Raw genomic sequence first — 21,271 nt, forward strand, 5'->3', positions numbered from 1 at the left:
TACCGTCATCCCATGTGCTTGTCGAAGAACTCAATCATCGTTTCGGGATGTTCCCCGAAGAAGTTGTAGCCGATGAAGCGCCGCGTATCGCCGTCCTCGATCCAGTGCAGTTTCTTTTCTTCACCCGGATTCAGGTCAAAAGTGGTCTGAACGTCTTCGGGGATCGTCCAGACATCATCCTTGTTCTGCACAGTGTATGTCGGCATGGTAACGTTTTTGGCGTGAAGATGAGGGGTCATTTTGTCCAAGGGCAAGCCTTTAATCTTTTCAATCTCTTCGCCCAGAACGTTATGAAACGCAGCCAGCCCCATCGCGTCCATCGATACCTTTGACATGACATTGATGGACGCGGGTTGCGTGCAAACAAACGCTTTCACGTCATCAATGTATTTGAGGCATTCCGTCATGGTGTGCATCACGACACTGAGCCCGTGAATTGGTAACTTTTGCACTCCTGCGAAACACAATTGACAATTTTGGACTCCATTTTACAGAATCGGCCATGATCCATCCAATTGATCGCAAGCTAGATATCGTTGTCCTGGTGAGTCCGCATTTCAATGTTTCGGCGACTACGTCTTTCGTGGATCCTTTCAGAATAGCCAATTACCTGACAGGTTCGGCTCGATTTTCTTGGACCTATGTCTCGGACCTCGGTGGACCAGTTGAGTCTAGCAGCGGCCTAGTCGTTGACACTGCCCCATTGGCGGCCGTGACGGGGCGCAAGCCCTGGCTGGTTCTGGTGAGTACAAGTTGGTCACCTGAACGTCACGGAACATCTCAGTTTAAGGTGGCCCTTCAGAAGTGGGAGGCGTGCGGAGCAATCGTTGGCGGCTTGGATACTGGTGCGATTGTTCTTGCGGCTGCTGGACTGCTTAACGGCAAGACAGCGACGGTTCACTATGAGCACATCGATGCCTTTGCTGAAATGGCCCATGATACCACAGTGTCAGAGAACATGATTGTTATGGATGGAAAGATGTTCACTTGTTGCGGGGGTTCCGCAGCGACTGATCTGGGTTTGCGGTTTGTGCACTCTGTCGATGGTGAGAGTATCGCCAATGCATCTGCGCGATATCTTTTTCATCACAATGTACGCGGTGAGGGCCAATCACAGAACCCCAAAGACGTGGAGCCACTGGGGTATGTCACCTCTGGGGTGGTAAGGGACGCGATCGACTTGATGGAGGCACATTTGGAAGCCACTTTGTCGATCCCTGAAATATCAGCGAGGTTGAAGATTTCGCAACGACAACTTAGCAGATTGTTTCGGCAATATGTCCAGAAGTCGCCGATCGAGTACTACCGTGACATACGCCTTGATCGCGCGCGTGGACTAGTAACCCAAACAGAGCTGAAATTCAGCGAGATTGCAGAAGCATCAGGATTTAACGGGCAAGTTCATTTCAGCCGGGCATATCGAAGCCGTTTTGGCCTCACACCAACTGCAGACCGTATTGAAGGCCGTACTCCATTCGAGTTCCGCGCGTGGCCAATGTTCAAGCCTGATATTAAGTCCGAAGGTGTTGGGTAGCTTTTTGCATCGCCGTAAGCATCTTGTCGCGTTGCGCTGATAACTCTTCGGTGCTTTGCCCTTGAGTTTGATCGTTAATGCCATCGACCAGTTTATTGATGACATCCTCATCAAGACGAGGGTTGCCCAGGTCGTCCCACCAGCCATTGAATGTATCCTTGAAATGGTCACAGAAGGCCCGCAGACCGCCGTCGCCAGCACCCAGATGGAAAAGCGTCGTCGGACCCATCGCGGCCCACCGCAATCCGGGGCCGGCCCACATCGCTTTATCGATGTCTTCGACACTGGCAACGCCTTCAATCGCCATATGGACGGCCTCGCGCCATACTGCAGCTTGTAAGCGGTTTGCGACGTGTCCGGGCATGCCCTTCTTGATCCGGATCGTGACTTTGCCCAGGTCTTCGTAGAACGTCTCTGTTCGGTTCAGAACATCTGAACCGGTGGCGTCGTTCGCCGTCAACTCGACCAGCGGAATGAGATGTGGCGGGTTGAACGGATGACCTAAGATGAGCTTACTCGGATCGCGCCATCCCTGTTGGAGAGCCTCGAGTGTTAGGCCGGATGTTGAGCTTGAAACTATTGCATCAGTGCTCAACTCTGGCTCAACTTCCGCATAGGTGGAATGTTTGATCGGCAACCGCTCGGGCACATTCTCCTGAATGAACTGCGCGTTTCGCACGGCCTCAGCTGCGGTCGGTGCAAAGGTGATCGCATCTCGGGTGGCGTGGCCAACTTGGCCCAATTCTTCCAACGCAGGCCACGCCATTTCAATGTATTTACGGGCGGATGCCTCAGCGTTCGGATCGGGATCAAATACGGTCACGCTGCGACCCGACGCGAGGAACAGCGCTGCCCAGCTTGCCCCGATGACACCGGCTCCGAGAATGGCGGTTCTTTCGATTTCCGACATCAGAACAGTCCCGGATTCAGGGGGGAGGCCGCTGTCATACCACCGTCCACAGTGAACAGTTGGCCAGTCGCAAAAGACGACTCGTCAGAAGCTAGCCAAACAGCCATCGCAGCAATGTCTGCGGGCTTACCAAAGCGTTTGACCGCATGGCGTGCCAGCGCGTCTGATCTAGCCTTTTCCGGGTCATGGGCGAGTTCGAATGCTGCGTCCAGCATGCCCGTCTCAATCCATCCCGGGCAGATTGCATTGCAGCGCACCGCAGGTCCATGGTCCACCGCGATAGAGCGTGTAAGCCCATGCACAAAGGCTTTTGAAGCATTGTAGAGCGCCATCGATGGGTCAGCGGCATTGCCCGAGATCGAACCAATGTTGATGATCGAACCACCCTGAGACATTTTCGGAATGAGGGCGCGGCAACAGTTAAAAACGCCTCGTGCGTTTACTCCCATCACCAAATCCCAATCCGCGTCTGAGCTTTCGGTCACTGTTTTTTCGACCTGAACGCCGGCGTTGTTTACCAGGATATCTACCAGGCCGATTGTTCGGGCAGTACGTGCAACCGCTTCGGGATTGGATACATCCAGCGTGTACCAGGTTACTTGATCCGGTAGATCATCTGGCTTAGGGCCGCGCCCGCAGGTGGCGACAGCCGCACCTTCGGCTGCGAAGGCCTCAACGATGCCGCGACCAATGCCCTGTTTGCCGCCTGTAACAAAGGCGCGTTTCCCAGCTAACTGCATCAGTGTGCCACCATAACGTGACGGACTGCGGTGTAAGCATCCAGCGCATAGACCGACATATCGCTGCCCGTGCCTGAGCCCTTCATCGCGGCCCATGGCATCTCGGGGGTCGCAACCCCATGCGTGTTTACCCAGGTGAATCCATAGCGCAACTTGGACGTCATTTGCATTGCTCTCCCAACATCTCGTGTCCAAACCGATGAGGCCAACCCGTAAGGTCCGTTGTTGGCGGTCTTCAACGCATCTTCTGCCTCAGAAAACCGAGAGACAGTTACAACGGGTCCAAAAACCTCATTGCAGGCAATCTCTGCAGTGTTGTCGACATTGGCGATGACTGTCGGCTGGTAGAAAAAGCCGTCTTCTTCGCCAGACACCCCACCGGAAACGATTTCAGAGCTGCTGCGCGCGCGATCCACAAAACCCGCTACACGATCCCGCTGTGTCGCAGAGACAAGCGGGCCCATTTCCGTTCCTTGAGCTTTCGGTGCACCGATCTGGATCTGGCCAACCTGATCGGCAATCGCGGCCACAAGTTTGTCGTAAACTCTGTCTGCAACCATCACGCGGCAAGGCTGTGCGCAGTCCTGACCGGCATTGAAGTAGCTGCCATATCGGATCGTCTCGGCCACAGCATCGAGATCAGCATCATCAAAGACAATGACTGGCGCCTTGCCGCCCAATTCCAGATGAACGTGTTTAATTTTCTGGGAAGCAGCCCGCATTGCAGCCATGCCTGTCGCCGGAGAACCCGTAACACTGATCCCTTCCATCTGTGGGCTGTTCATCAGGGCATTCCCCACGCCGGGCCCGCGACCATGGATCACGTTAAGCACGCCTTTTGGCAGAACATCTTGTAACAGTTCTGCAAGTCGCAGAGTAGATAGCGGCGTGATCTCGGACGGTTTCAACACCACCGAACATCCTGCCGCAATTGGTGCAGCAATCTTCCAGGACGCCATCATCAGCGGGTAGTTCCAAGGGGCGATGGCTGCGACAGGGCCAATGGGGTCGCGCCGGATCATCGACGTATGACCCGCGACATACTCTCCAGAGGCAGACCCCATCATGGTGCGCGCAGCCCCGGCGAAAAAGCGAAAGACATCAATCGTCAGCGGCATTTCATCATCATGAGCCGATGGCCAGGGTTTTCCCACATCTAGGCTCTCAAGTTCTGCCAACTCCTGGCTGTTCGCCTCGATAACATCAGCTATCTGAAGCAAGATTGCAGCGCGTTCTGCAGGGGTCGTAACCGAAAAGGTCTCAAATGCCTCTGCTGAGCCGCGCACCGCCGCCTCGATCTGTGCATCGCTGGCTTCTTTTGCGGTACCAATAACCTCTCCTGTTGCAGGGTTCAGGATGTTCAAGGCATCGCCGGTGCCTTCAACCATTTCACCGTTGATCAACATGTTCGTCTGCATATGCGTCTCCTCAGAAGCCAACCTGATCGCCGCCTTTTAGTGCGAGCCGCATGCGCGCTTCTGCTGGCGTCGCGACCGTAAGGCCAAGGTTTTCAACGATTGATCGGATGCGCGTGACCTGTTCCGCGTTAGATTTTGCCAACTCACCCTTGCCGATGAACAGGCTGTCTTCGAGACCGACACGCAGGTTACCGCCCCGCATGGCGCTTTGGGTCGCAAATGGCATTTGGTGACGACCAGCGGCAAGGACCGACCATTCGTAATTCTCTGCTCCGAACAGCTTATCGGCTGTGTTGTGCATGTGGGTCAGATGGTCGGCATCTGCGCCAGCGCCACCCAAGATGCCAAATACCATCTGAATGAAAAATGGCGGTTTGATCAGGCCCTGATCCACGAACCATTTGACGTTGTAGAGATGTCCAAGATCATAGCATTCGAACTCGAACTTGGTGCCGTGATCTCCACCAAGTTTTTCGATGGCGTAACGAATTGTTTTGAAAGTGTTGGGAAAGATAAAGTCTTCCGTCATCTCCAAAAATGGCCGTTCCCAGTCGTGCTGAAACTCGGTGTATTTCTGCAGCATCGGAAAGATACCAAAGTTCATGGATCCCATGTTGAGCGATGCCATCTCTGGGCTGGTAGATGTCGCCGCCAGCAGCCGCTCATCCATCGACATCCCCAAGCCGCCGCCGGTCGAGACATTCATCACAACATCGGTGGACTGCTTGATTACGGGTAGAAACTGCTTGAACAGCTCAGGTCGGGGATCGGGTTTTCCTGTCTCCGGGTGCCGTGCGTGCAGGTGAATGATTGATGCCCCTGCCTGGGCCGCCTCAATACTGGCCGTCGCAATCTCGGCCGGTGTAATCGGCAGATGCGGTGACATTGACGGCGTATGGATGCCTCCGGTCGGCGCGCAAGTGATAATGACTGGCTTGGGCATCAGAGCTTCATCTGCTGCACTTGTGCAGACAGCCCCCCGTCCAGAACCCACAACTGGCCAGAGGCATAGCGCGCCTCGTCCGAGGCAAGCCAGTTGACCAGATTTGCAATATCCTCGGGCGTCCCGTAGGTCCGCATCGGATGAACATCGCGCACGGCCTTTTGCAGCGTTTCAATGTTGCCACCTCCTCCGCCGGATCCATCGCCGTTGAAGAAGCTCTGCAGCATTGGAGTGTCGATATAGCCAGGGCAGATGGCATTCACCCGGATACCTTCTGGGCCATGATCGCAAGCCATTGCGCGGGTCAAAGCGTGAACTGCACCCTTGGTCGCGCAATAGGCCGCAAGCCCAGGGTCTGCGATGAACCCGTCGTAGGAGCCAAAATTGATAAGGCTTGCGCTATTCCCTGTCTTCGCCGCTTCGCGCAGCAATGGGATGGCGTATTTCGAGGTCAGGAACGTGCCCGTGGAATTAACCGCAAAGCTTTGATTCCATTCCTCCAACGTGGTCTCTTCAACCGTTTTTTCGATCTCGATCCCCGCCGCGTTCACTAGGATGTCCAACTTTCCGTGTGCGGCGCGCACATGATCCATCGCCGCAACCGAGTCTGCTTCTTGAGTCACATCCAGCTTAACAAAATGACTGCCGTCGTCGTCGTGTTGATCTAACGACCCTTCCGGTGTGAGGTCAGCGGCAAATACCGTTGCGCCTTCTCTTAGAAACCGAGCGACAATCGCGCGCCCGATCCCACCGCGGGCACCAGTCACGAGAGCAACTTTTCCGTTCAGCATCATTGGTTTCAATCCTTCAATGGCGGATAGCGGTAGCGGCGTGCAGCCACTGTCCAATCCATATTGTTGCGTACATACTGCTGACTTGCATCGGACGGCGGGTTGTAGTCCCAAGGCTCGCTGGCACCGGCCTTCATCGCGGCATGTAATGCACGGCGCGATTTTTGCGTGGCGATTATCTTCTTTCGCAAAGCACTGCCGTCCCACCGTTCGGCGACTTCGGCTGCAAAACGAGTTTTCGCGTCGGAGTAGCTTGGGTCCGAAGCTAAATTCTTCGTTTCCATCGGGTCAGCACCCAGGTCATAGAGCTGCGGTGGGTCGCTATCACAATGAATATATTTTAAGGGCCCGCGCCGGATCATGATCACAGGATAGCCCGTCATCTCGGCACAATATTCTCCGATCGCCTCATCAACTGAATCTTCTTCACCCCGAGCCAAAGGCATAAGGCTACGACCGTCGATCGGCTCTCCGATCATCGTCTCATCACCGCCGCCGATGTCGATAAATGTCGGCAAAAGATCGATCAGTGACACTGCATTTTGAGCGGCCCCAACTGAGATGCCTGGCCCGGCCATGACCAGTGGAACGCGTGCGGAGTGTTCGAAGAAGTTCATTTTGTACCACAGCCCACGTTCACCCAGCATGTCGCCATGGTCGGCTGTGACAATCACAATGGTGCTGTCCAACTCGCCCGTTTCTTCGAGTGTTTGAACCAGCTCTCCGATTTTGCTGTCGAAGTAACTGACGTTTGCCAGGTAGGCATGGCGCGCGCGCAGGATTTCTTCCTCGGTCAGTGGCACATAAGACGCTTCGATCCCATCCAATAAACGTCGTGAAAAGGGGTCTTGATCCTCCAACGCGGGCACAAACGCGGGCAAGTCAATTTCATCATCCGTATACAGGTTCCACCATTCGGGCCGCGCAACGTAAGGATCATGCGGGTGAATGAAGCTCACCACCATCGCAAAGGGCGCATCGTTCCCACGTGCTTTGTCTCGGGCAACATCGAAGAGCCAGCGATTGGCGGCAAAGCCAACTTCGTCGTCATAGTCGATCTGGAAGGTAGCGTGGGCAACGCCGCTTTCCTTCACCGTTTGCATGTTGTGATACCACTTGTCGATCCGCTCGTCCTGGGCCTCCCAATCCGGGGTCCACGCAAAATCAGCAGGATAGATGTCGGTTGTCACACGATCCTCAAACCCATGCATCTGATCCGGTCCGACAAAATGCATCTTGCCTGCCAAACAAGTACGATAGCCCAGCGATTTCAGATAATGCGCAAATGTCGGCACCGAAGCCTTGAACTCGGATGCATTGTCGTAAGCTGCGATGCGACTGATGTGCTGACCCGACATAAAGGAAAACCGTGAAGGCGCACAAAGAGGGGAATTGCAGTAAGCTGCATCAAAGCGCATGCCGCGCGCGGCCAACGCGTCAAGATGTGGCGTCTTGGCGACCTTATGCCCGTACGCCCCTGTGAAATGCGGAGCCAATTGGTCCGCCATGACCAAAAGGATGTTTGGCCGCGTCACGTGGCACCTTTTGCGTAAGCGTCCAAGACTAAGCCATGGAAGTGATGAACGGCGTGCTCGGACTTGCCGGACCCGTCCGGGTCATTGACGATCCGACCTTGGGTGAACGCAGGTGTATTCATCCCGCGCTGCACACTTTCGACGAGGCTGATATCTTCGACCTGAAGTACCTCGTCCAGATAGCGAATTGCATCCAGCTCCATCGCGTCAGGTTCCGGCGTCTCAAGGAAGAAGTCATAGGTCTCAAGCGTCCGATCTGGCCCAACAGGGATGATGTTCAACACGATCATGCTGGACCGTCCGGGATATCGCATTAGGCAAGTGGTTGGATAGAGCCACCAAACCGCGTGAGTTTTCACCGTGGCGTTCGAAACGTCATAGGCGGTATTTGGACTGTTGCCTGCGTCAGCCATATGGCTGGAGTAAATGCCGTAGGTTGTAACCTTGTAGGTATCCATATCCACGAGGTCACAAAAATCCTTATGGGCCGTAGGGCAATGATAGCACTCAAGGAAATTGTCCACGACGTTCTTCCAATTCGACTTGATGTCGTAGGTCAGACGGTGGCCAAAAGTGAGTTGATCCACATCCGGTGCCCAATGGCGCACCTCGGTTTCCAGGTTTCCGGATTGCTCTGACAAAGAGGCAGCCGTCGGATCCAAATTGACAAAAACAAAGCCGCAAAACTCTTCGACCTGCACTTCGTCGAGGCAAATCTCATCCTTGTTGAAGTCTTCGAGGTTTTCAGTATGTGGCGCACGCGCCAATTGCCCGTCAAGCTTATAGACCCAGGCATGATAGGGGCACATAATCCGTGTGGTATTGCCTTCGCCTGATAGCAGTTCATGGGCACGGTGTTTGCATACGTTGTAAAAGGCGCGAAGCTTACCCTCTTTGTCGCGCACAACCGCAATAGGTTGACCGGCAACATCCACTGTTACAAAGGACCCCGGCTCTCGTGTTTTCTCGACATGACACACCCATTGCCAAGTTTTGGAGAGGATGGAGCGAAGGTCTGCGTCAAACCACTTGTCCTGAGTGTATGCCGCAGCCTGTAACGAGCTAGAGCGTGATGGATCGACGTGATAGCCCAAGGAAATTGTTTCTGAATCGGTCATGCTGCCCTCTCCCGTTAAACTTAAACCTATTTCAAGTGAGATTCGGGGATATGCTTAATCGGCCGCTAGTTTGATCATTTTCGACAGTTATTTGACCTGCGGGGACTCTGTTTCAATCTCTCGAGCGCCGGATTTAGTCGAGGAGCAATTCAACCCTTATAGGTGTCGGACTTGTCAAAAACGAAACAATTCAAAGGATTATCGGAAGCTCAAGCGTAACGCTCGCTCCTCTTTCGACTTGGTTGATTAAGACTGATCCGTCGTGGCGCTGCGCCACCGCAGAGACGATTGACAAACCCAGGCCACTGCCTTCGGAATATTCCAACTGGGAGAACCGACTAAATGCAGTTTCGCTTTGGTCGGGCGAAAGGCCAGCGCCGTCATCAGCGACAGTAAGCCTAACGTTTCCGCCGTCAGAACGCAGGACGACTGAAATGCGGCTCAGTTTAGCGCCACCGTGCTTAACAGCATTGTCTAACAGGTTCTTTAGAGCTTCAGTTAGAAACACCTGATCACCTGATACTATGACCGCCGTCTCGGGCATCGTGACATCAAACTCGATGCCTTTTGCAAGAATGTGAACTCCCATTTCTGCGCAGGCTTCTTCGACAACCGAGCGGAAATCAATTTCAACCATTTGATCTTGGTGCGTCGGTTGCCTGAGCCGTTCAAGTGATAGCAGTTGTTCAGCGACTGTTGCTGAGTTCTTTGCCGCTGCGACAAGCTCGATGATGCGTTTATCGCGGTCTTCATCGGTTTTCGCATCTCGAAGCGCTTCGGCCATCGACTGAACGGCGGCCGCAGGGTTACGTAGCTGATGTGCCGCTTCGGATATGAACACCTGATGGGCATTGATACTTTTTTCCACCTGTCCAAAGAGTCGATTCAAGGTTTTGACGACACCTTGAACCTCGACCGGTACCGGGCGTTTGATCTCACTCAGGTCATCTGGTGAGCGCAGGTCGATTGCGTCCTGTAAATCCAGGAGGGGCCGCAGCCCGCGAGCAACTCCGAACCATACCACAAATGCCAGAGTGGCAAGTAGGATTCCCATGAGAATTCCTGCGCGGATTGACAGCTCATTTGCAAACGCGTTGCGATCCGCCATACGTTGCCAAACTGTGACCGTCGCATCTCCTATGAGATTTTCTATGGTCACACGTTCTGTCAGCTTAAGAACTCGCACCGGCTCGTCGCGATAGAGTGCTTCGAAAAACTGCGGCCTGTTCGCCTCTTGTGCAAACGGGTTCGCGGGTGCCGGAGGGTATGCATAGCCAGTCACGTAGATGCCACCCGGGCCCGTAACATGATAAAAGATCTCTCCGCCCGACGCGTCGCGGATCAAGCTGCGCGTGGTGGGCGAAAGTGCGTCACCTCCTGAAATCGCAACATCTCGTGAAATTGCAAGACCGGCAGATAGCAGGCTGTCGTCAAACAGCTCCTGAGCCGTTTCCTGGGCAATCATAAAGCGCCAAAGCCCAAGAAGGATCGCAAGCAATACCAAGGGTGTCAGGATAAGAATGAAGAGTCGTAGCCTGAGGGAGCCGTGCCTGATCACTTCTGCACCTCAAGAAGGTACCCCAGACCGCGCGCTGTCTTGATCTTAATGCCGAGATTCTGAAGGCGTTTTCGTAACCGCGAAACATGAGGTTCAACAGCTGAGTCATCGACATCGGCCCCAACGCCATAGACATAATCTGTGAGTTGGCTTTTAGGAACAATTCTGCCCCGACGCTCCAACAGGCATTCAAGCACCGCTATTTCCCGCCGTGGTATATCCATGACTTGGCCCTGAACACTAACCTGACGCGATGCGCGGTCGAATTCGAGGCTACCGATGCTCTCCCGCGCTCCGTAGTCAAGTTCTTTGCGCCGAGAAAGTGCTCGGACGCGTGCTTCTAACTCGTCCATTTCGAAGGGTTTTACCAGATAGTCATCTGCGCCCATATCCAAACCGGTCACCCGGTCGCTTGTTTCGGTGCGCGCTGTTAGCAGGATCACGGGCGCACTGTCACCACGTTCGCGAAGCGACCTCAGGATGTCCAACCCTGACCGGCCGGGTAGGTTGATATCCAGAACGATCAAATCCGCGCCTTCTTGTTGAAGGTACAGGTCAGCCGCATCTCCGTCAGTCAGTATATCTGCCGCATGACCTCGGTCACGAAGGCGATAAGCAATGGCATTGGCGAGTGGCTCATTGTCCTCGACTATGACGATCCGCATTGGGTCTCCTGCAAGTTTCGCGCAAGGTTGGCGCTCCATGATTGCCAGATGGGAGGGGGAATCAACCCCACAGTTCTATTTGCGATCACGGTAGCGCCGGGGGCGATGACGTGATTGTCTGGTCAACAGGGAGGAACCAATGACCATTTCCAACTTCACCCGTCGCGCCGTCGTGGGGCTGATCGCCGCCGCCGGTATCGCTGCACCTGCCGCTGCCGAGGTTGATTTCTCGGGCAAGACCATCGAATGGGTCATCCCGTTCTCGGAAACGGGTGGTTCGGCGAAATGGGCCAACTTCTTTGCGCCGCTTCTGTCCGAAGCTCTTCCGGGTCAACCGACCGTGGTCGTGAAATTCATGCCGGGTGCCGGTTCGACCAAAGGCGCAAACTGGTTCCAAGACCAAAGCCACGATGATGGAACCTTGTTGTTCGGCACTTCCGGTTCAACTCAATTCCCTTATCTGCTGAGCGATCCGCGCGTGCGTTATGAATACAACGACTGGATCCCGGTTATGGCGTCCGGGACGGGAGGTGTCGCCTATCTGAACGCAGAAGATGGTGCCAAGTTTGATGGCTCCGCAAATGCGTTGAAAGACACGAACTTCATCTACGGCTCGCAGGGCGCAACGCGTCTGGATCTCGTGCCGCTGTTGGCATGGCAAATGCTGGGTATGAACGTTGAGCCAGTCTTTGGCATCAAAGGCCGTGGCGATGGTCGTCTAATGTTCGAACGTGGCGAAGCTAACATCGACTATCAGACCTCATCCGGTTACTTGGGTGGATCGGCCCCGCTGGTTGAGGCCGGTCAGGCTGTGCCGATGATGACCTGGGGGGCGCTGGATGCCGATGGAAACATTGTCCGTGATCCGACCTTCCCTGATATTCCAACCTTCAAAGAGGTTTGCGAGGCAACGGATGGCTGTGAAACCAGTGGCGAGGCGTGGGACGCTTGGAAAGCGTTCTTTGTCGCGGGTTTCCCGGTTCAGAAGTTGGCTTTTCTGCCGGGTGATACACCACAGGAAGTGGTTGACGCCTACACTGCAGCGTTTCAGGCTGTGACCGAGCGCGGCGACTTTGCTGATATTTCGTCCAAACGCGTCGGTAAGTACCCGGTATTTGTGGGCGACGGTTCCAAGGCGGCGCTGCAAACCGCGACAAACGTCGACGACAATGCCAAAGGCTATGTTCTGAACTGGCTCAAAGAAGCCTATGGTGTCGAGCTGAACTAAGCCCACACACCACAGCGCGCACCCCAATCTCGGGTGCGCGTTTTTTTAAACACAAGACAGTATATGAAAGGCGGCCGCTATGGAGGTTTTCGCCACCGCTCTTCCTGCGCTCAATGATGCGTGGGGTTTGATCCTGCAACCTATCGTACTGGGATATCTTGTTCTCGGTGTCGTTATGGGACTGGCCGTAGGTGTTTTCCCGGGACTTGGCGGTATTGCCGGTTTGTCCTTGTTGCTTCCTTTCATGTTCGGGATGGACCCAATCCTTGGTTTGGCGCTGATGATCGGGATGGTCGCCGTTGTTCCGACCTCTGACACCTTTGCTTCTGTTCTTATGGGGATCCCCGGCAGCTCCGCCTCTCAGGCAACTGTCCTAGACGGCTTCCCAATGGCGAAGAAGGGTGAGGCCGCGCGGGCACTATCTGCCGCGTTCGCTTCATCGCTGTTTGGCGGTTTGGTCGGCGCAACCTTCCTAACAATGTTCATTCTGGTCGCGCGGCCCATCGTTCTGGCGTTTGGTCTACCAGAGATGTTGATGATCACCATCCTCGGCCTTTCCATGGTTGCCATTCTGGCTGGGCGCATCCCCTTAAAGGGCGTCGCAGCTGCTGGGCTTGGGTTGATGGTTGGCACAATTGGTGAGGCGGACGCTGGCGGTTCGCTCCGTATGGCAACCTATGACATTCCGTATCTGACAGATGGTTTGAAGCTGGTCATCGTTGGATTGGGCATCTTTGCCGTTCCCGAAATCGTCTCGCTGCTGCGGCAGGATCGATCGATTGCCAAAGGGGCTTCGCTGGGGGCGGGTTGGCTGGACGGCGTCAAAGACTGGGCCGCGAATATCTGGCTGTCTGTTCGCTGCTCGATCATCGGGGTGGTCGTTGGCGTCATTCCCGGCCTAGGAGGTTCGGTCGTCGACTGGATCGCTTACGGCCATTCGGTTCAATCGACCAAAGATAAAAGCAACTTCGGCAAGGGCGAAGTACGTGGCGTCATCGGGCCGGAAAGCTCAAACAACGCCAAGGAAGGCGGCGGGCTGGTGCCTACGCTACTGTTCGGCATTCCCGGCTCGGGCTCGATGGCGATCTTCATCGGTGCAGTGGCTCTGTTGGGATCTGGTGACATCGAGGTCGGTCCAAGCATGCTCAAGGACAATCTCGACATCACCTATTCGATCGTTTGGCTTTTGGCGCTTGCCAACGTCGTGGGCACCATCCTGTGCATCGCGGCTTCCGGAGGCATCGCCAAGCTGACAACGATCCGCTTCACCTATCTGGCACCTTTCCTGTTCATGCTGATCAGCTTTGCAGCCTTCCAGTCCGGTCAGAACTTCGAAGACCTTCTGGCGCTGTTCGTGATCGGCCTGATCGGGATCTTCCTGCGCCGGTTCGATTGGTCGCGCCCTGCCTTTCTTATTGGGTTCGTGCTGTCGAACCCGGTTGAGAAGTTTACCAATCAGGCGTTCCAGATTGCCTCATTCCGGTTCCGCAAAAGCTTTGGTGAGGGCATGGAGTATGTCTTCAGCCCGATCGTGATTGTTCTGATCTTGGTCACTGTGGCTTCGGTCATTTTAGGAATTCGGCAGGCTAAGATGATCATGGCCGAAGGTGAAGTCCAGTCTGGCAGCAAGCGCGCGCCGTTGATCTTCCTGCTGGTGATCATGGCCTACCTAATCGCGGCATTGATCAACGCCAACATGATCCCAGACTACAACATGACCGACAAGATCATCCCGTTGGTGATCGGCAGTGTGTCCTTGTTCTGCTGCGTGATCCTGCTGATCCAGATGATGCGGAGACCCGAGGGTGATGCAATCTTTGCCGATAAGGAAATTGCCGGTGAAGATGCGAGCGCTCCGCATGGGCTTTGGTCGACGTTGGCGTGGTTTGCAGGTCTTATCGCGGCAACGTGGGTTGTTGGTTTCATCCTAGCCCTGATCGGGTTTCTGATTGCCTTCTTCCGCATTCGAGCCGGTTCAAGCTGGCAGATGACGCTGATCCTGACAGCCTGCGGCATCGGTTTCATGTGCATCATGGCAGGCGCTCTGAACCGGGATTTCCCACCGGGACTGTTGCAAGACATGGTGAGCCTGCCATGGCCACTGAAATGAATGCTCCACTGAGGTCCGGCCTGCGAAGCAGACAGGTCGGACAAAGCTGAAAACACAACAGTTTTTGACGGTTTGTAGAGGAGGGGTTCGAGATGACCCAGACAGCAATCCCGTATATTTTCATGCGTGGCGGCACTTCGCGGGGGCCCTATTTTCGTCGCTCTGACCTGCCCGTGGATATGGACACGTTGGCTGATGTGCTGGTCGCTGCCCTAGGGGCCGGGCAGGCGTTTAACATTGACGGAATCGGTGGCGGTACTGCTGTGACGACCAAGGTAGCCATGTTATCTGTCAGCGATGATGAATGGGCCGATATCGATTATTTCTTCGCGCAGGTTTCGGTTGAGGAAAAGCTGGTCGACTTCAAGCCAACTTGCGGAAACATTCTTTCCGGCGTCGCTCCGGCCGCAATTGAAATGGGTTTGTTTCAGCCTCAAGGCGATGAGACCGTGGTCCGGATACGCGCAGTTAATACGGGTGCGCGAGTGGTTGCCAAAGTGCAGACCCCGGGTGGTGAACTGGCCTATGAGGGCGATGCCGAGATTGCCGGAGTTCCCGGGCAATCTGCACCGGTACAACTGAGTTTTATGGGAGTTGTGGGTTCGGCAACGGGTGCATTTCTGCCCACCGGAAATCTGCGCGATACGGTGCAAGGGGTCGAACTGACCTGTATGGATGTCGCCATGCCTATGGCTATGGCCCGCGCCACCGATTTTGGACTAACTGGGTATGAAAGCGCAGAAGAACTGGACGCCAACCGCTCGTTCTTTGCCCAGATGGAGGCAGTTCGGATCGAAGCCGGGGAACTGATGGGTATGGGGGATGTATCGAAATCGGTAACCCCCAAATTCGGGCTGTTGGCACCAGCCGAAGAGGGCGGAACCCTTGCAGTTCGGTATTTCATGCCATGGAAAACTCACCCGACAATGGCCGTTACGGGTGCGCAGTGCATGGCGTCTTGTGCTTTGACGCCCGGAACCGTCGCTGATGGGTTGTTGAACCGACCTAAGGCAAGCCCGGCTGAAGTTGTGCTGGAACACGCTTCTGGGAAGATTGATGTGCTGGTGGACTTCTCGAATGACGGGGACTTCAACGTAAACTCTGCTGGTCTGGTGCGGACTGCGCGAAAGCTTGCAGATGGGCATGTTTACATACCCGGATCTGTGTGGAGTGGCAGTTGAAACTGGGATCTCCGTTATGTATACTAAGGTATACAATATGAAGGTGCCACGATGAACAATTATTCTGAATGCCTCGATATTGCGCGTCAGGAACTAAGGCTGGCGCAGTCGGTCCTGCGGCGGGACATTGCGGAATACCCGACACCGATCGCCGGGTGCGATGAGCAGTACAACCATTTGCTGGATCAAAGCGAGCGGGTCCGCAATGCGCTTGCAGCACTCGATACGCTGCATTTTGTGCCGACGCCAAGAAAACTGAATACCGGGCAGGGTTTGGAAAGTCGATGAAGGTTCACATTCTGGATGATTGGTTTGATACACTGCAGGGCTTGCCTTGTTTTGGGAAGCTATCCGACCATGAAGTGAAGATCTGGACAGATCATGTCGAGGATACCGATGAATTGGCAGCACGGTTGCAGAAGGCCGAAGCGTTGGTTCTGTTTCGCGAACGCACCAAGGTAACCCGCGAGTTGATCGAAAAGCTGCCGAACCTGAGATTGATAAGTCAGCGCAGCGTGTATCCGCACGTTGATGTGCAGGCATGCTCGGACAACGGTGTTCTGCTGTGTTCGAACATGCATGGTGGAACGCCTTCATATGCTGCAGCCGAACTCACTTGGGCGCTGATCATGGCTGGGATGCGCGATTTACCGGCGCAGATGGCCTCGGTCAAAGCGGGGCGGTGGCAGGCCGGAGTTGGCAAGACGCTGAGAGGGCGGCAGCTGGGACTGTACGGCTATGGCCGTATCGCACGCGCTGTCGCGGGCTACGCCGAGGCATTTGGAATGAATGTAGTCTGGTGGTCCTCAGATGAAGGCCGGGTTCGGGCGCAGGCAGATGGTGTTCAGGTCGCCGCGAACCGCGAAGCTTTCTTTGCCAACAGCGATGTTGTCTCGATCCATGTTCGTCTGAAGCCAGGCACAAACGGCATCATTACTGCGTCAGACTTCGCGCACATGAAGCCGGGATCACTGTTTGTGAATACATCTCGTGCTGGCCTTATTGCAAAAGGGGCATTGCTTGGGGCGCTGAATGCCGGCCATCCCGGGAAGGCCGCAATCGATGTCTTCGATTCCGAACCCCTCAATGATCCGAAAGACCCCTTGCTTTCGCATCCAAATCTGATTGCGACGCCGCATATCGGCTTTGTGACCGAGGATGAGTTCGATCTGCAATTTTCGGACATTTTCGATCAAGTGAACGCCTACGCTGCAGGCGCTCCGGTTCACATGATCAACCCCGAGGTTTGGACCAGCGCAGGATAAGGTTGGCCGCTATCGGCGCACCGATGATTACCAACACGATCCTTGTCAGATGATGCGTGATCACAAAGCCCAGATCCGCGCCTGAGACGATGGCCAGAACTGTCATTTCTGCCTGCCCGCCGGGGGCAAAGGCTAAAAATGCCTCGACCGGTTGGCCCAGCCCCAAGGTGGTGACAACGGCGGTGAAAGCGGCTGCCAGAACGGCGAGGACAATGACATAGGCGAAGCCCGCCGCTACCACACGGCGTAGTTCGACCCATGTGACACCTACGAATTTCACGCCGATTCCGCAGCCGATAAAGAACTGAGCCGCAAGGATGGCCTCGCGAGGCGGTCGGGTGTGAATGAAGTCGCCCAGTGACAACGCAGCCGTCAGGATCATTGGCCCTAGAATCGACGCCCCGAACAAGCCGATCCGCTCACCGCCTTTCCAGCCGACAAAGGCAGCAAGAACCATCAGCGCCAATTCATGTATCGGCAGGTTGCGCGCGGGCTCTCCGATTGGGTTGGTGAGTTGGGCGTCGTAAAACACCGTAAGAAACAGAGGGGCCAGCGTTACAATAATCAGAACGCGGGTTCCGTGGATCAGGGACAGCGTTCGCGGGTTAGCGCCAGCCTCTGCCCCGAAGATGATCATATCCTGCAATCCGCCGGGCATGGCCGCGTAAAACGCGGTCGTGGTATCAAAGCCCCAGACCTTGCGGAAGAAAGGCACTCCGACCAGTGCGATCAGCAGGATAAAGAACGGGATCAGTGCAATCGACGCTGCCATCTTCGGCAGTTCTGCAAATAGGGCTGGGGTAATCGAAGCCCCTACAGCCACGCCAAGTATGGTTCGCGCCGCAATCGAGACCTGACCAAAGCCTTCCATTGGAGCATGAGCCAGAGCCGCAATCAGACACGCGCTCATCGGGCCGAACAGAAAAGGTAATGGCAGATCCAACGCCCAGAATAGCCCTGTGCCAAGAAGTGCCAAGCCCAGTGTTAAGGCCCGCTTTGCGAGGAGAGAAGGTGTTTTGTTCTGGGTGGGCAAAGTGCAGCTTCCGACAATATTGACTCACTATGTATCCAAGTGTATACAAATGGACGCAAGAAGACAAGTGAGCACGCGATGACCATTCAGGACGACCCCTTACAGCCTGGCCCGCAAGGCAATTCGGCGTATCAACGCCTGTTGGATGAGATTCGCGAGGGCACCCTTCTGCCCGGCGAGCGCCTGCGCGAGATTGAGCTGTCTGAACGGTTGGGTGTCAGCCGAACACCGGTGCGCGAGGCGATCCGGCAGCTGGAGACCGACGGCCTGGTCACGCATGTACCGCGGCAGGGCGCGACCGTCCGCAGTCTGGATTACGCCGAGGTGATGGAACTCTATGAGATGCGCGCAGTGCTCGAGGGCACTGCGGCCCGTCTAGCAGCGCGTGCGGCGTCGGATGTCGAATTGGACGAGTTGGACGTTTTGAATGATCGTTTGGCCGAGGCTGGCACAGGTCCAGACGCGGCTCGGATCAACCGGATATTTCACGCCACGCTTTTGGATGCAGCCAAGAACCGATTTCTCGCGAAATCCATGCTGTCCTTGCAGAAGGCGCTGCTGATCCTTGGGCCGTCGCAATTGTCGGACGGGGATCGGGCCGAAGCGGCAGTCGCTGAACATCGGCGTATCATGGCCGCGCTGAAGGCACGTGATGGCGCGGCGGCCGAGACAGAAATGCGCGGGCATATTCAGGCCGCACAACGAATGCGTATCCGGGCGTTGCAGGAACGCGATCGGACAACCGACGAAAATCACTAGGAAGACAGGATATGGCCACCCAAAAGGAAGCTTACGATATCGCTGTGATCGGTGGCGGGAACGCTGCTTTATGCGCCGCGATGACCGCCGCCGAAGCCGGTGCCCGCGTTCTGATACTGGAAACCGCGCCAAAACCCTATCGCGGAGGAAACTCGCGCCATACGCGCAATTTTCGCTGCATGCATGGTGGCCCTTTGGGCCCGTTGATCGAAGAGTATAGCGAAGACGAATATCTCGCGGACTTGATGAAGGTCACCGGCGGCAAAACTGATGAGCATCTGGCACGCCTTGCGATCCGCACTTCCGAGGAATGCCTGCCATGGATGGAAGAGCACGGTGTCAGGTTTCAACCCTCTCTTTCCGGAACACTTTCTTTGGCACGGACAAATGCCTTTTTTATGGGAGGCGGGAAGTCTCTGGTGAATGCTTATTACCGAACTGCGGCGGGTTTGGGTATCGATGTTTTGTATGAAGCCGCCGTCATGCATTTGGAGCTGAACGGGGATCGGATCGAATGGGTCGACTATACCTATGAAGGTCAAAACCACCGGATAATGCCAAAAGCAGTCATCGTCGCCTCGGGCGGGTTTCAGGCCGATACGGATTGGCTGACCCGTGCATGGGGTGAGCCTGCAAAAAACTTTCTGATCCGAGGCACTCCTTATAACCGAGGCGTGGTCCTGGCTGATCTTCTGGATCAAGGCGTCGAGAGTGTTGGCGACCCGACCCAATGCCACGCCGTTGCTATCGATGGGCGTGCACCGAAATTTGACGGTGGTATTGTCACCCGTCTGGATTGTGTGCCGTTTTCGATCGTCGTGAACAAGGATGCCGAGCGCTTCTACGATGAGGGCGAGGATGTCTGGCCCAAGCGCTATGCAATCTGGGGGCGCTTGGTGGCAGCCCAACCAGATCAAGTTGGCTATGTGATCATCGACGCCAATTCGTTGAATCTGTTCATGCCGTCGGTGTTTCCACCGCTGAAGGCAGATACGTTGGAAGAACTGGCCGGGATGATGGGCCTGCCTGCCGGAAAGTTGACCGCAACAATCGCTGAATTCAACGCCGCCTGCGGAGATACAAGCGCCTTTCATCCGACAGAGCTGGACGGCGTTTCAACATCTGGCTTGAACCCGCCCAAGACCAACTGGGCGCGTCCGATCACCGAGCCGCCATTTTACGGTTATTCGCTGCGTACGGGCGTAACCTTCACCTATTTGGGCCTCAAAGTCGACGATGCCGCGCAATGTTCGAGCGCCGACGGCAAAATCAAAAACATGTGGGCGGCTGGCGAAACCATGGCGGGCTCGATCCTTGGGCAAGGTTATCTAGCCGGTTTCGGCATGACCATCGGAACCGTCTTTGGACGCATCGCAGGACGTGAGGCCGCCGCTTATGCAAATTGAATTGATACAGGAAGCCCGCCGTCAGGCTGAAATTTGCAACGCCTGCCGCTATTGCGAGGGCTATTGCTCGGTCTTTCCGTCGCTTCATGCGGAACGCGCGTTCTCGGATGGGGACATCACGCAACTGGCCAACCTGTGCCACAACTGCCGCGGCTGCTACTACGCCTGCCAGTACACAGCCCCGCACGAGTTCGACCTGAATTTGCCGAAGGCTCTGGCCGAGGTACGGAGGGACAGCTGGGAAAGCTTCGCATGGCCGCAGCCGCTGGCGCGCCGATTTCACACCCAGGGCGGGGCGATTGCGCTGGCACTTGTGGTCGGATTTGCCCTGTTGTTCTGGGCAATTCGCGCGATAGGTTCTAGCGGAGGGGACGGGTTTTATGCCGTTCTGTCGCATAATGCGATGGTTGCGATTTTTGCTCCGGCATTCTTGCTGCCACTCTTTAGCATTGCCATCAGCCTAAGGCGCTATTGGGCCGAGGTGGGGGGAAAACCCATCAAAATGGCGGACCTGCTGGCCGCCTTCAAACGAGCGGGTAGAATGCAGGATCTTGCCGCAGGTCATGGTGAAGGCTGTAATTTTGAAGAAGAAGACCGGTTCAGTCAGGCGCGACGTCATATTCACCACGCGATCAAGTATGGCTTCCTGCTTTGCTTCGCGTCGACCTCGATTGCAACGGTTATGCATTATGGCTTTGGAATGCATGCGCCGTACGGGTTCTGGTCTTTGCCCAAACTATTCGGAATCTCCGGCGGTGTGTTGTTGACAGTGGGTTGCTGCGCCATGGCAATTCTCAAGCAAAGGTCCGATCGCAATCTCGGTGATGCTTCGGCATGGGGCGGCGATATCGGTTTCATCCTGTTGCTGGGATTCGTCGGTTTTAGCGGACTTGCTCTTTACGCTTTCGGATCAACGGCTTTGATGCCCGCGTTGCTTGCTATTCATCTTGGATCGGTCCTGACATTCTTCCTGCTAACGCCCTACACCAAGATGGCCCACGGTTTCTATCGGCTTGCTGCTCTTATCAAAGATGCGCAACGGAAAAGAGATAGTTACTAGGCTGCGGCGACCCTGTC

20 protein-coding genes are annotated in these 21,271 nt (G+C 55.4%); 9 read left to right on the forward strand and 11 right to left on the reverse strand.

What is annotated here, in order from left to right; all coding sequences use genetic code 11:
- Positions 1–5: 5 nt before the first annotated feature.
- The gene (locus ACRZ96_RS13475) at positions 6–335 is read right to left on the reverse strand and encodes an alpha/beta hydrolase (RefSeq protein ID WP_480791450.1); all 330 of its coding nucleotides are present in this window, start codon (positions 333–335) and stop codon (positions 6–8) included.
- Positions 336–502: 167 nt separating this feature from the next.
- Between ACRZ96_RS13475 and ACRZ96_RS13480 the strand changes: the two genes are divergently transcribed.
- On the forward strand, positions 503–1,534 hold the full coding sequence (locus ACRZ96_RS13480; RefSeq protein ID WP_480791449.1) for a GlxA family transcriptional regulator: 1,032 nt from the start codon (positions 503–505) through the stop codon (positions 1,532–1,534).
- Here the strand turns inward: ACRZ96_RS13480 and ACRZ96_RS13485 are convergent.
- The 9 genes from ACRZ96_RS13485 to ACRZ96_RS13525 all read right to left on the reverse strand — a co-directional run bounded on the left by ACRZ96_RS13485 (position 1,512) and on the right by ACRZ96_RS13525 (position 11,212).
- Positions 1,512–2,444, reverse strand: coding sequence for a 3-hydroxyacyl-CoA dehydrogenase NAD-binding domain-containing protein (locus ACRZ96_RS13485; protein WP_480814733.1), 933 nt, complete (start codon positions 2,442–2,444; stop codon positions 1,512–1,514). The two genes, ACRZ96_RS13480 and ACRZ96_RS13485, sit on opposite strands and share 23 nt — an antisense overlap.
- Positions 2,444–3,184 carry an SDR family NAD(P)-dependent oxidoreductase gene (locus ACRZ96_RS13490; protein WP_480814734.1) on the reverse strand — a complete coding sequence of 247 codons (741 nt, stop codon included), beginning with the start codon at positions 3,182–3,184 and terminating at the stop codon, positions 2,444–2,446. Before ACRZ96_RS13490 ends, ACRZ96_RS13485 begins: the two co-directional genes overlap by 1 nt.
- Positions 3,184–4,602 (reverse strand): gamma-aminobutyraldehyde dehydrogenase, encoded by a 1,419-nt coding sequence (locus ACRZ96_RS13495; RefSeq protein ID WP_480814735.1) that lies wholly within the window; start codon positions 4,600–4,602, stop codon positions 3,184–3,186. The genes ACRZ96_RS13490 and ACRZ96_RS13495 overlap by 1 nt, the downstream gene beginning before the upstream one ends.
- A 10-nt stretch (positions 4,603–4,612) precedes the next feature.
- Complete coding sequence (kce, locus tag ACRZ96_RS13500) at positions 4,613–5,545, reverse strand: 3,5-dioxohexanoate:acetyl-CoA acetone transferase (protein ID WP_480814736.1); 933 nt, start codon at positions 5,543–5,545, stop codon at positions 4,613–4,615.
- Complete coding sequence (locus tag ACRZ96_RS13505; RefSeq protein WP_480791448.1) at positions 5,545–6,312, reverse strand: SDR family NAD(P)-dependent oxidoreductase; 768 nt, start codon at positions 6,310–6,312, stop codon at positions 5,545–5,547. Before ACRZ96_RS13505 ends, kce begins: the two co-directional genes overlap by 1 nt.
- A gap of 32 nt (positions 6,313–6,344) precedes the next feature.
- Entirely contained in the window at positions 6,345–7,871 is a 1,527-nt protein-coding gene (gene betC, locus ACRZ96_RS13510) for a choline-sulfatase (RefSeq protein ID WP_480772102.1), read from the reverse strand.
- Entirely contained in the window at positions 7,868–8,989 is a 1,122-nt protein-coding gene (locus tag ACRZ96_RS13515) for a ring-hydroxylating oxygenase subunit alpha (protein ID WP_170636277.1), read from the reverse strand. Before ACRZ96_RS13515 ends, betC begins: the two co-directional genes overlap by 4 nt.
- Before the next feature lie 190 nt (positions 8,990–9,179).
- A complete protein-coding gene (locus ACRZ96_RS13520; protein WP_480707349.1) occupies positions 9,180–10,547 on the reverse strand; it encodes a sensor histidine kinase in 1,368 nt (455 codons plus the stop codon).
- Positions 10,544–11,212: a response regulator transcription factor gene (locus ACRZ96_RS13525; protein ID WP_480567518.1), complete on the reverse strand. Its 669-nt coding sequence runs from the start codon at positions 11,210–11,212 to the stop codon at positions 10,544–10,546. Before ACRZ96_RS13525 ends, ACRZ96_RS13520 begins: the two co-directional genes overlap by 4 nt.
- Before the next feature lie 139 nt (positions 11,213–11,351).
- Between ACRZ96_RS13525 and ACRZ96_RS13530 the strand changes: the two genes are divergently transcribed.
- From ACRZ96_RS13530 to ACRZ96_RS13550, 5 genes are all read left to right on the forward strand, one after another.
- Entirely contained in the window at positions 11,352–12,440 is a 1,089-nt protein-coding gene (locus tag ACRZ96_RS13530; RefSeq protein ID WP_170818923.1) for a type 2 periplasmic-binding domain-containing protein, read from the forward strand.
- 79 nt (positions 12,441–12,519) lie between these two features.
- Positions 12,520–14,550 (forward strand): tripartite tricarboxylate transporter permease, encoded by a 2,031-nt coding sequence (locus tag ACRZ96_RS13535; protein ID WP_170402503.1) that lies wholly within the window; start codon positions 12,520–12,522, stop codon positions 14,548–14,550.
- A 92-nt stretch (positions 14,551–14,642) separates the two neighbouring features.
- Complete coding sequence (locus tag ACRZ96_RS13540; protein ID WP_170565300.1) at positions 14,643–15,731, forward strand: 4-oxalomesaconate tautomerase; 1,089 nt, start codon at positions 14,643–14,645, stop codon at positions 15,729–15,731.
- 51 nt (positions 15,732–15,782) lie between these two features.
- A complete protein-coding gene (locus ACRZ96_RS13545; RefSeq protein ID WP_480814737.1) occupies positions 15,783–16,019 on the forward strand; it encodes a hypothetical protein in 237 nt (78 codons plus the stop codon).
- Positions 16,016–16,996 (forward strand): D-2-hydroxyacid dehydrogenase family protein, encoded by a 981-nt coding sequence (locus ACRZ96_RS13550; protein WP_170597542.1) that lies wholly within the window; start codon positions 16,016–16,018, stop codon positions 16,994–16,996. Before ACRZ96_RS13545 ends, ACRZ96_RS13550 begins: the two co-directional genes overlap by 4 nt.
- Here the strand turns inward: ACRZ96_RS13550 and ACRZ96_RS13555 are convergent.
- Positions 16,965–18,029 carry an AbrB family transcriptional regulator gene (locus ACRZ96_RS13555; RefSeq protein WP_170424977.1) on the reverse strand — a complete coding sequence of 355 codons (1,065 nt, stop codon included), beginning with the start codon at positions 18,027–18,029 and terminating at the stop codon, positions 16,965–16,967. The two genes, ACRZ96_RS13550 and ACRZ96_RS13555, sit on opposite strands and share 32 nt — an antisense overlap.
- A gap of 78 nt (positions 18,030–18,107) precedes the next feature.
- Here ACRZ96_RS13555 and ACRZ96_RS13560 point away from each other — a divergent pair, with 78 nt between their 5' ends.
- The 3 genes from ACRZ96_RS13560 to tcuB are packed head-to-tail and all read left to right on the forward strand — an operon-like array spanning position 18,108 to position 21,254.
- Positions 18,108–18,788, forward strand: coding sequence for a GntR family transcriptional regulator (locus ACRZ96_RS13560; protein WP_480814738.1), 681 nt, complete (start codon positions 18,108–18,110; stop codon positions 18,786–18,788).
- Positions 18,789–18,799: 11 nt separating this feature from the next.
- Entirely contained in the window at positions 18,800–20,194 is a 1,395-nt protein-coding gene (gene tcuA, locus ACRZ96_RS13565) for an FAD-dependent tricarballylate dehydrogenase TcuA (RefSeq protein ID WP_480814739.1), read from the forward strand.
- Complete coding sequence (tcuB, locus tag ACRZ96_RS13570) at positions 20,184–21,254, forward strand: tricarballylate utilization 4Fe-4S protein TcuB (protein WP_480814740.1); 1,071 nt, start codon at positions 20,184–20,186, stop codon at positions 21,252–21,254. The genes tcuA and tcuB overlap by 11 nt, the downstream gene beginning before the upstream one ends.
- Positions 21,255–21,271: the final 17 nt, after the last annotated feature.

It is taken from the genome of Ruegeria sp. CF1, assembly GCF_056537445.1.

Coding starts and splice junctions, on each gene's coding strand:
- ACRZ96_RS13475 (WP_480791450.1), bottom strand. CDS start 335: ATGTCAAAGGTATCGATGGACGCGATGGGGCTGGCTGCGTTTCATAAC.
- ACRZ96_RS13490 (WP_480814734.1), bottom strand. CDS start 3,184: ATGCAGTTAGCTGGGAAACGCGCCTTTGTTACAGGCGGCAAACAGGGC.
- ACRZ96_RS13535 (WP_170402503.1), top strand. CDS start 12,520: ATGGAGGTTTTCGCCACCGCTCTTCCTGCGCTCAATGATGCGTGGGGT.
- ACRZ96_RS13540 (WP_170565300.1), top strand. CDS start 14,643: ATGACCCAGACAGCAATCCCGTATATTTTCATGCGTGGCGGCACTTCG.
- ACRZ96_RS13480 (WP_480791449.1), top strand. CDS start 503: ATGATCCATCCAATTGATCGCAAGCTAGATATCGTTGTCCTGGTGAGT.
- tcuA (WP_480814739.1), top strand. CDS start 18,800: ATGGCCACCCAAAAGGAAGCTTACGATATCGCTGTGATCGGTGGCGGG.
- ACRZ96_RS13560 (WP_480814738.1), top strand. CDS start 18,108: ATGACCATTCAGGACGACCCCTTACAGCCTGGCCCGCAAGGCAATTCG.
- tcuB (WP_480814740.1), top strand. CDS start 20,184: ATGCAAATTGAATTGATACAGGAAGCCCGCCGTCAGGCTGAAATTTGC.
- kce (WP_480814736.1), bottom strand. CDS start 5,545: ATGCCCAAGCCAGTCATTATCACTTGCGCGCCGACCGGAGGCATCCAT.
- ACRZ96_RS13550 (WP_170597542.1), top strand. CDS start 16,016: ATGAAGGTTCACATTCTGGATGATTGGTTTGATACACTGCAGGGCTTG.
- ACRZ96_RS13485 (WP_480814733.1), bottom strand. CDS start 2,444: ATGTCGGAAATCGAAAGAACCGCCATTCTCGGAGCCGGTGTCATCGGG.
- ACRZ96_RS13545 (WP_480814737.1), top strand. CDS start 15,783: ATGAACAATTATTCTGAATGCCTCGATATTGCGCGTCAGGAACTAAGG.
- ACRZ96_RS13525 (WP_480567518.1), bottom strand. CDS start 11,212: ATGCGGATCGTCATAGTCGAGGACAATGAGCCACTCGCCAATGCCATT.
- ACRZ96_RS13515 (WP_170636277.1), bottom strand. CDS start 8,989: ATGACCGATTCAGAAACAATTTCCTTGGGCTATCACGTCGATCCATCA.
- ACRZ96_RS13530 (WP_170818923.1), top strand. CDS start 11,352: ATGACCATTTCCAACTTCACCCGTCGCGCCGTCGTGGGGCTGATCGCC.
- ACRZ96_RS13495 (WP_480814735.1), bottom strand. CDS start 4,602: ATGCAGACGAACATGTTGATCAACGGTGAAATGGTTGAAGGCACCGGC.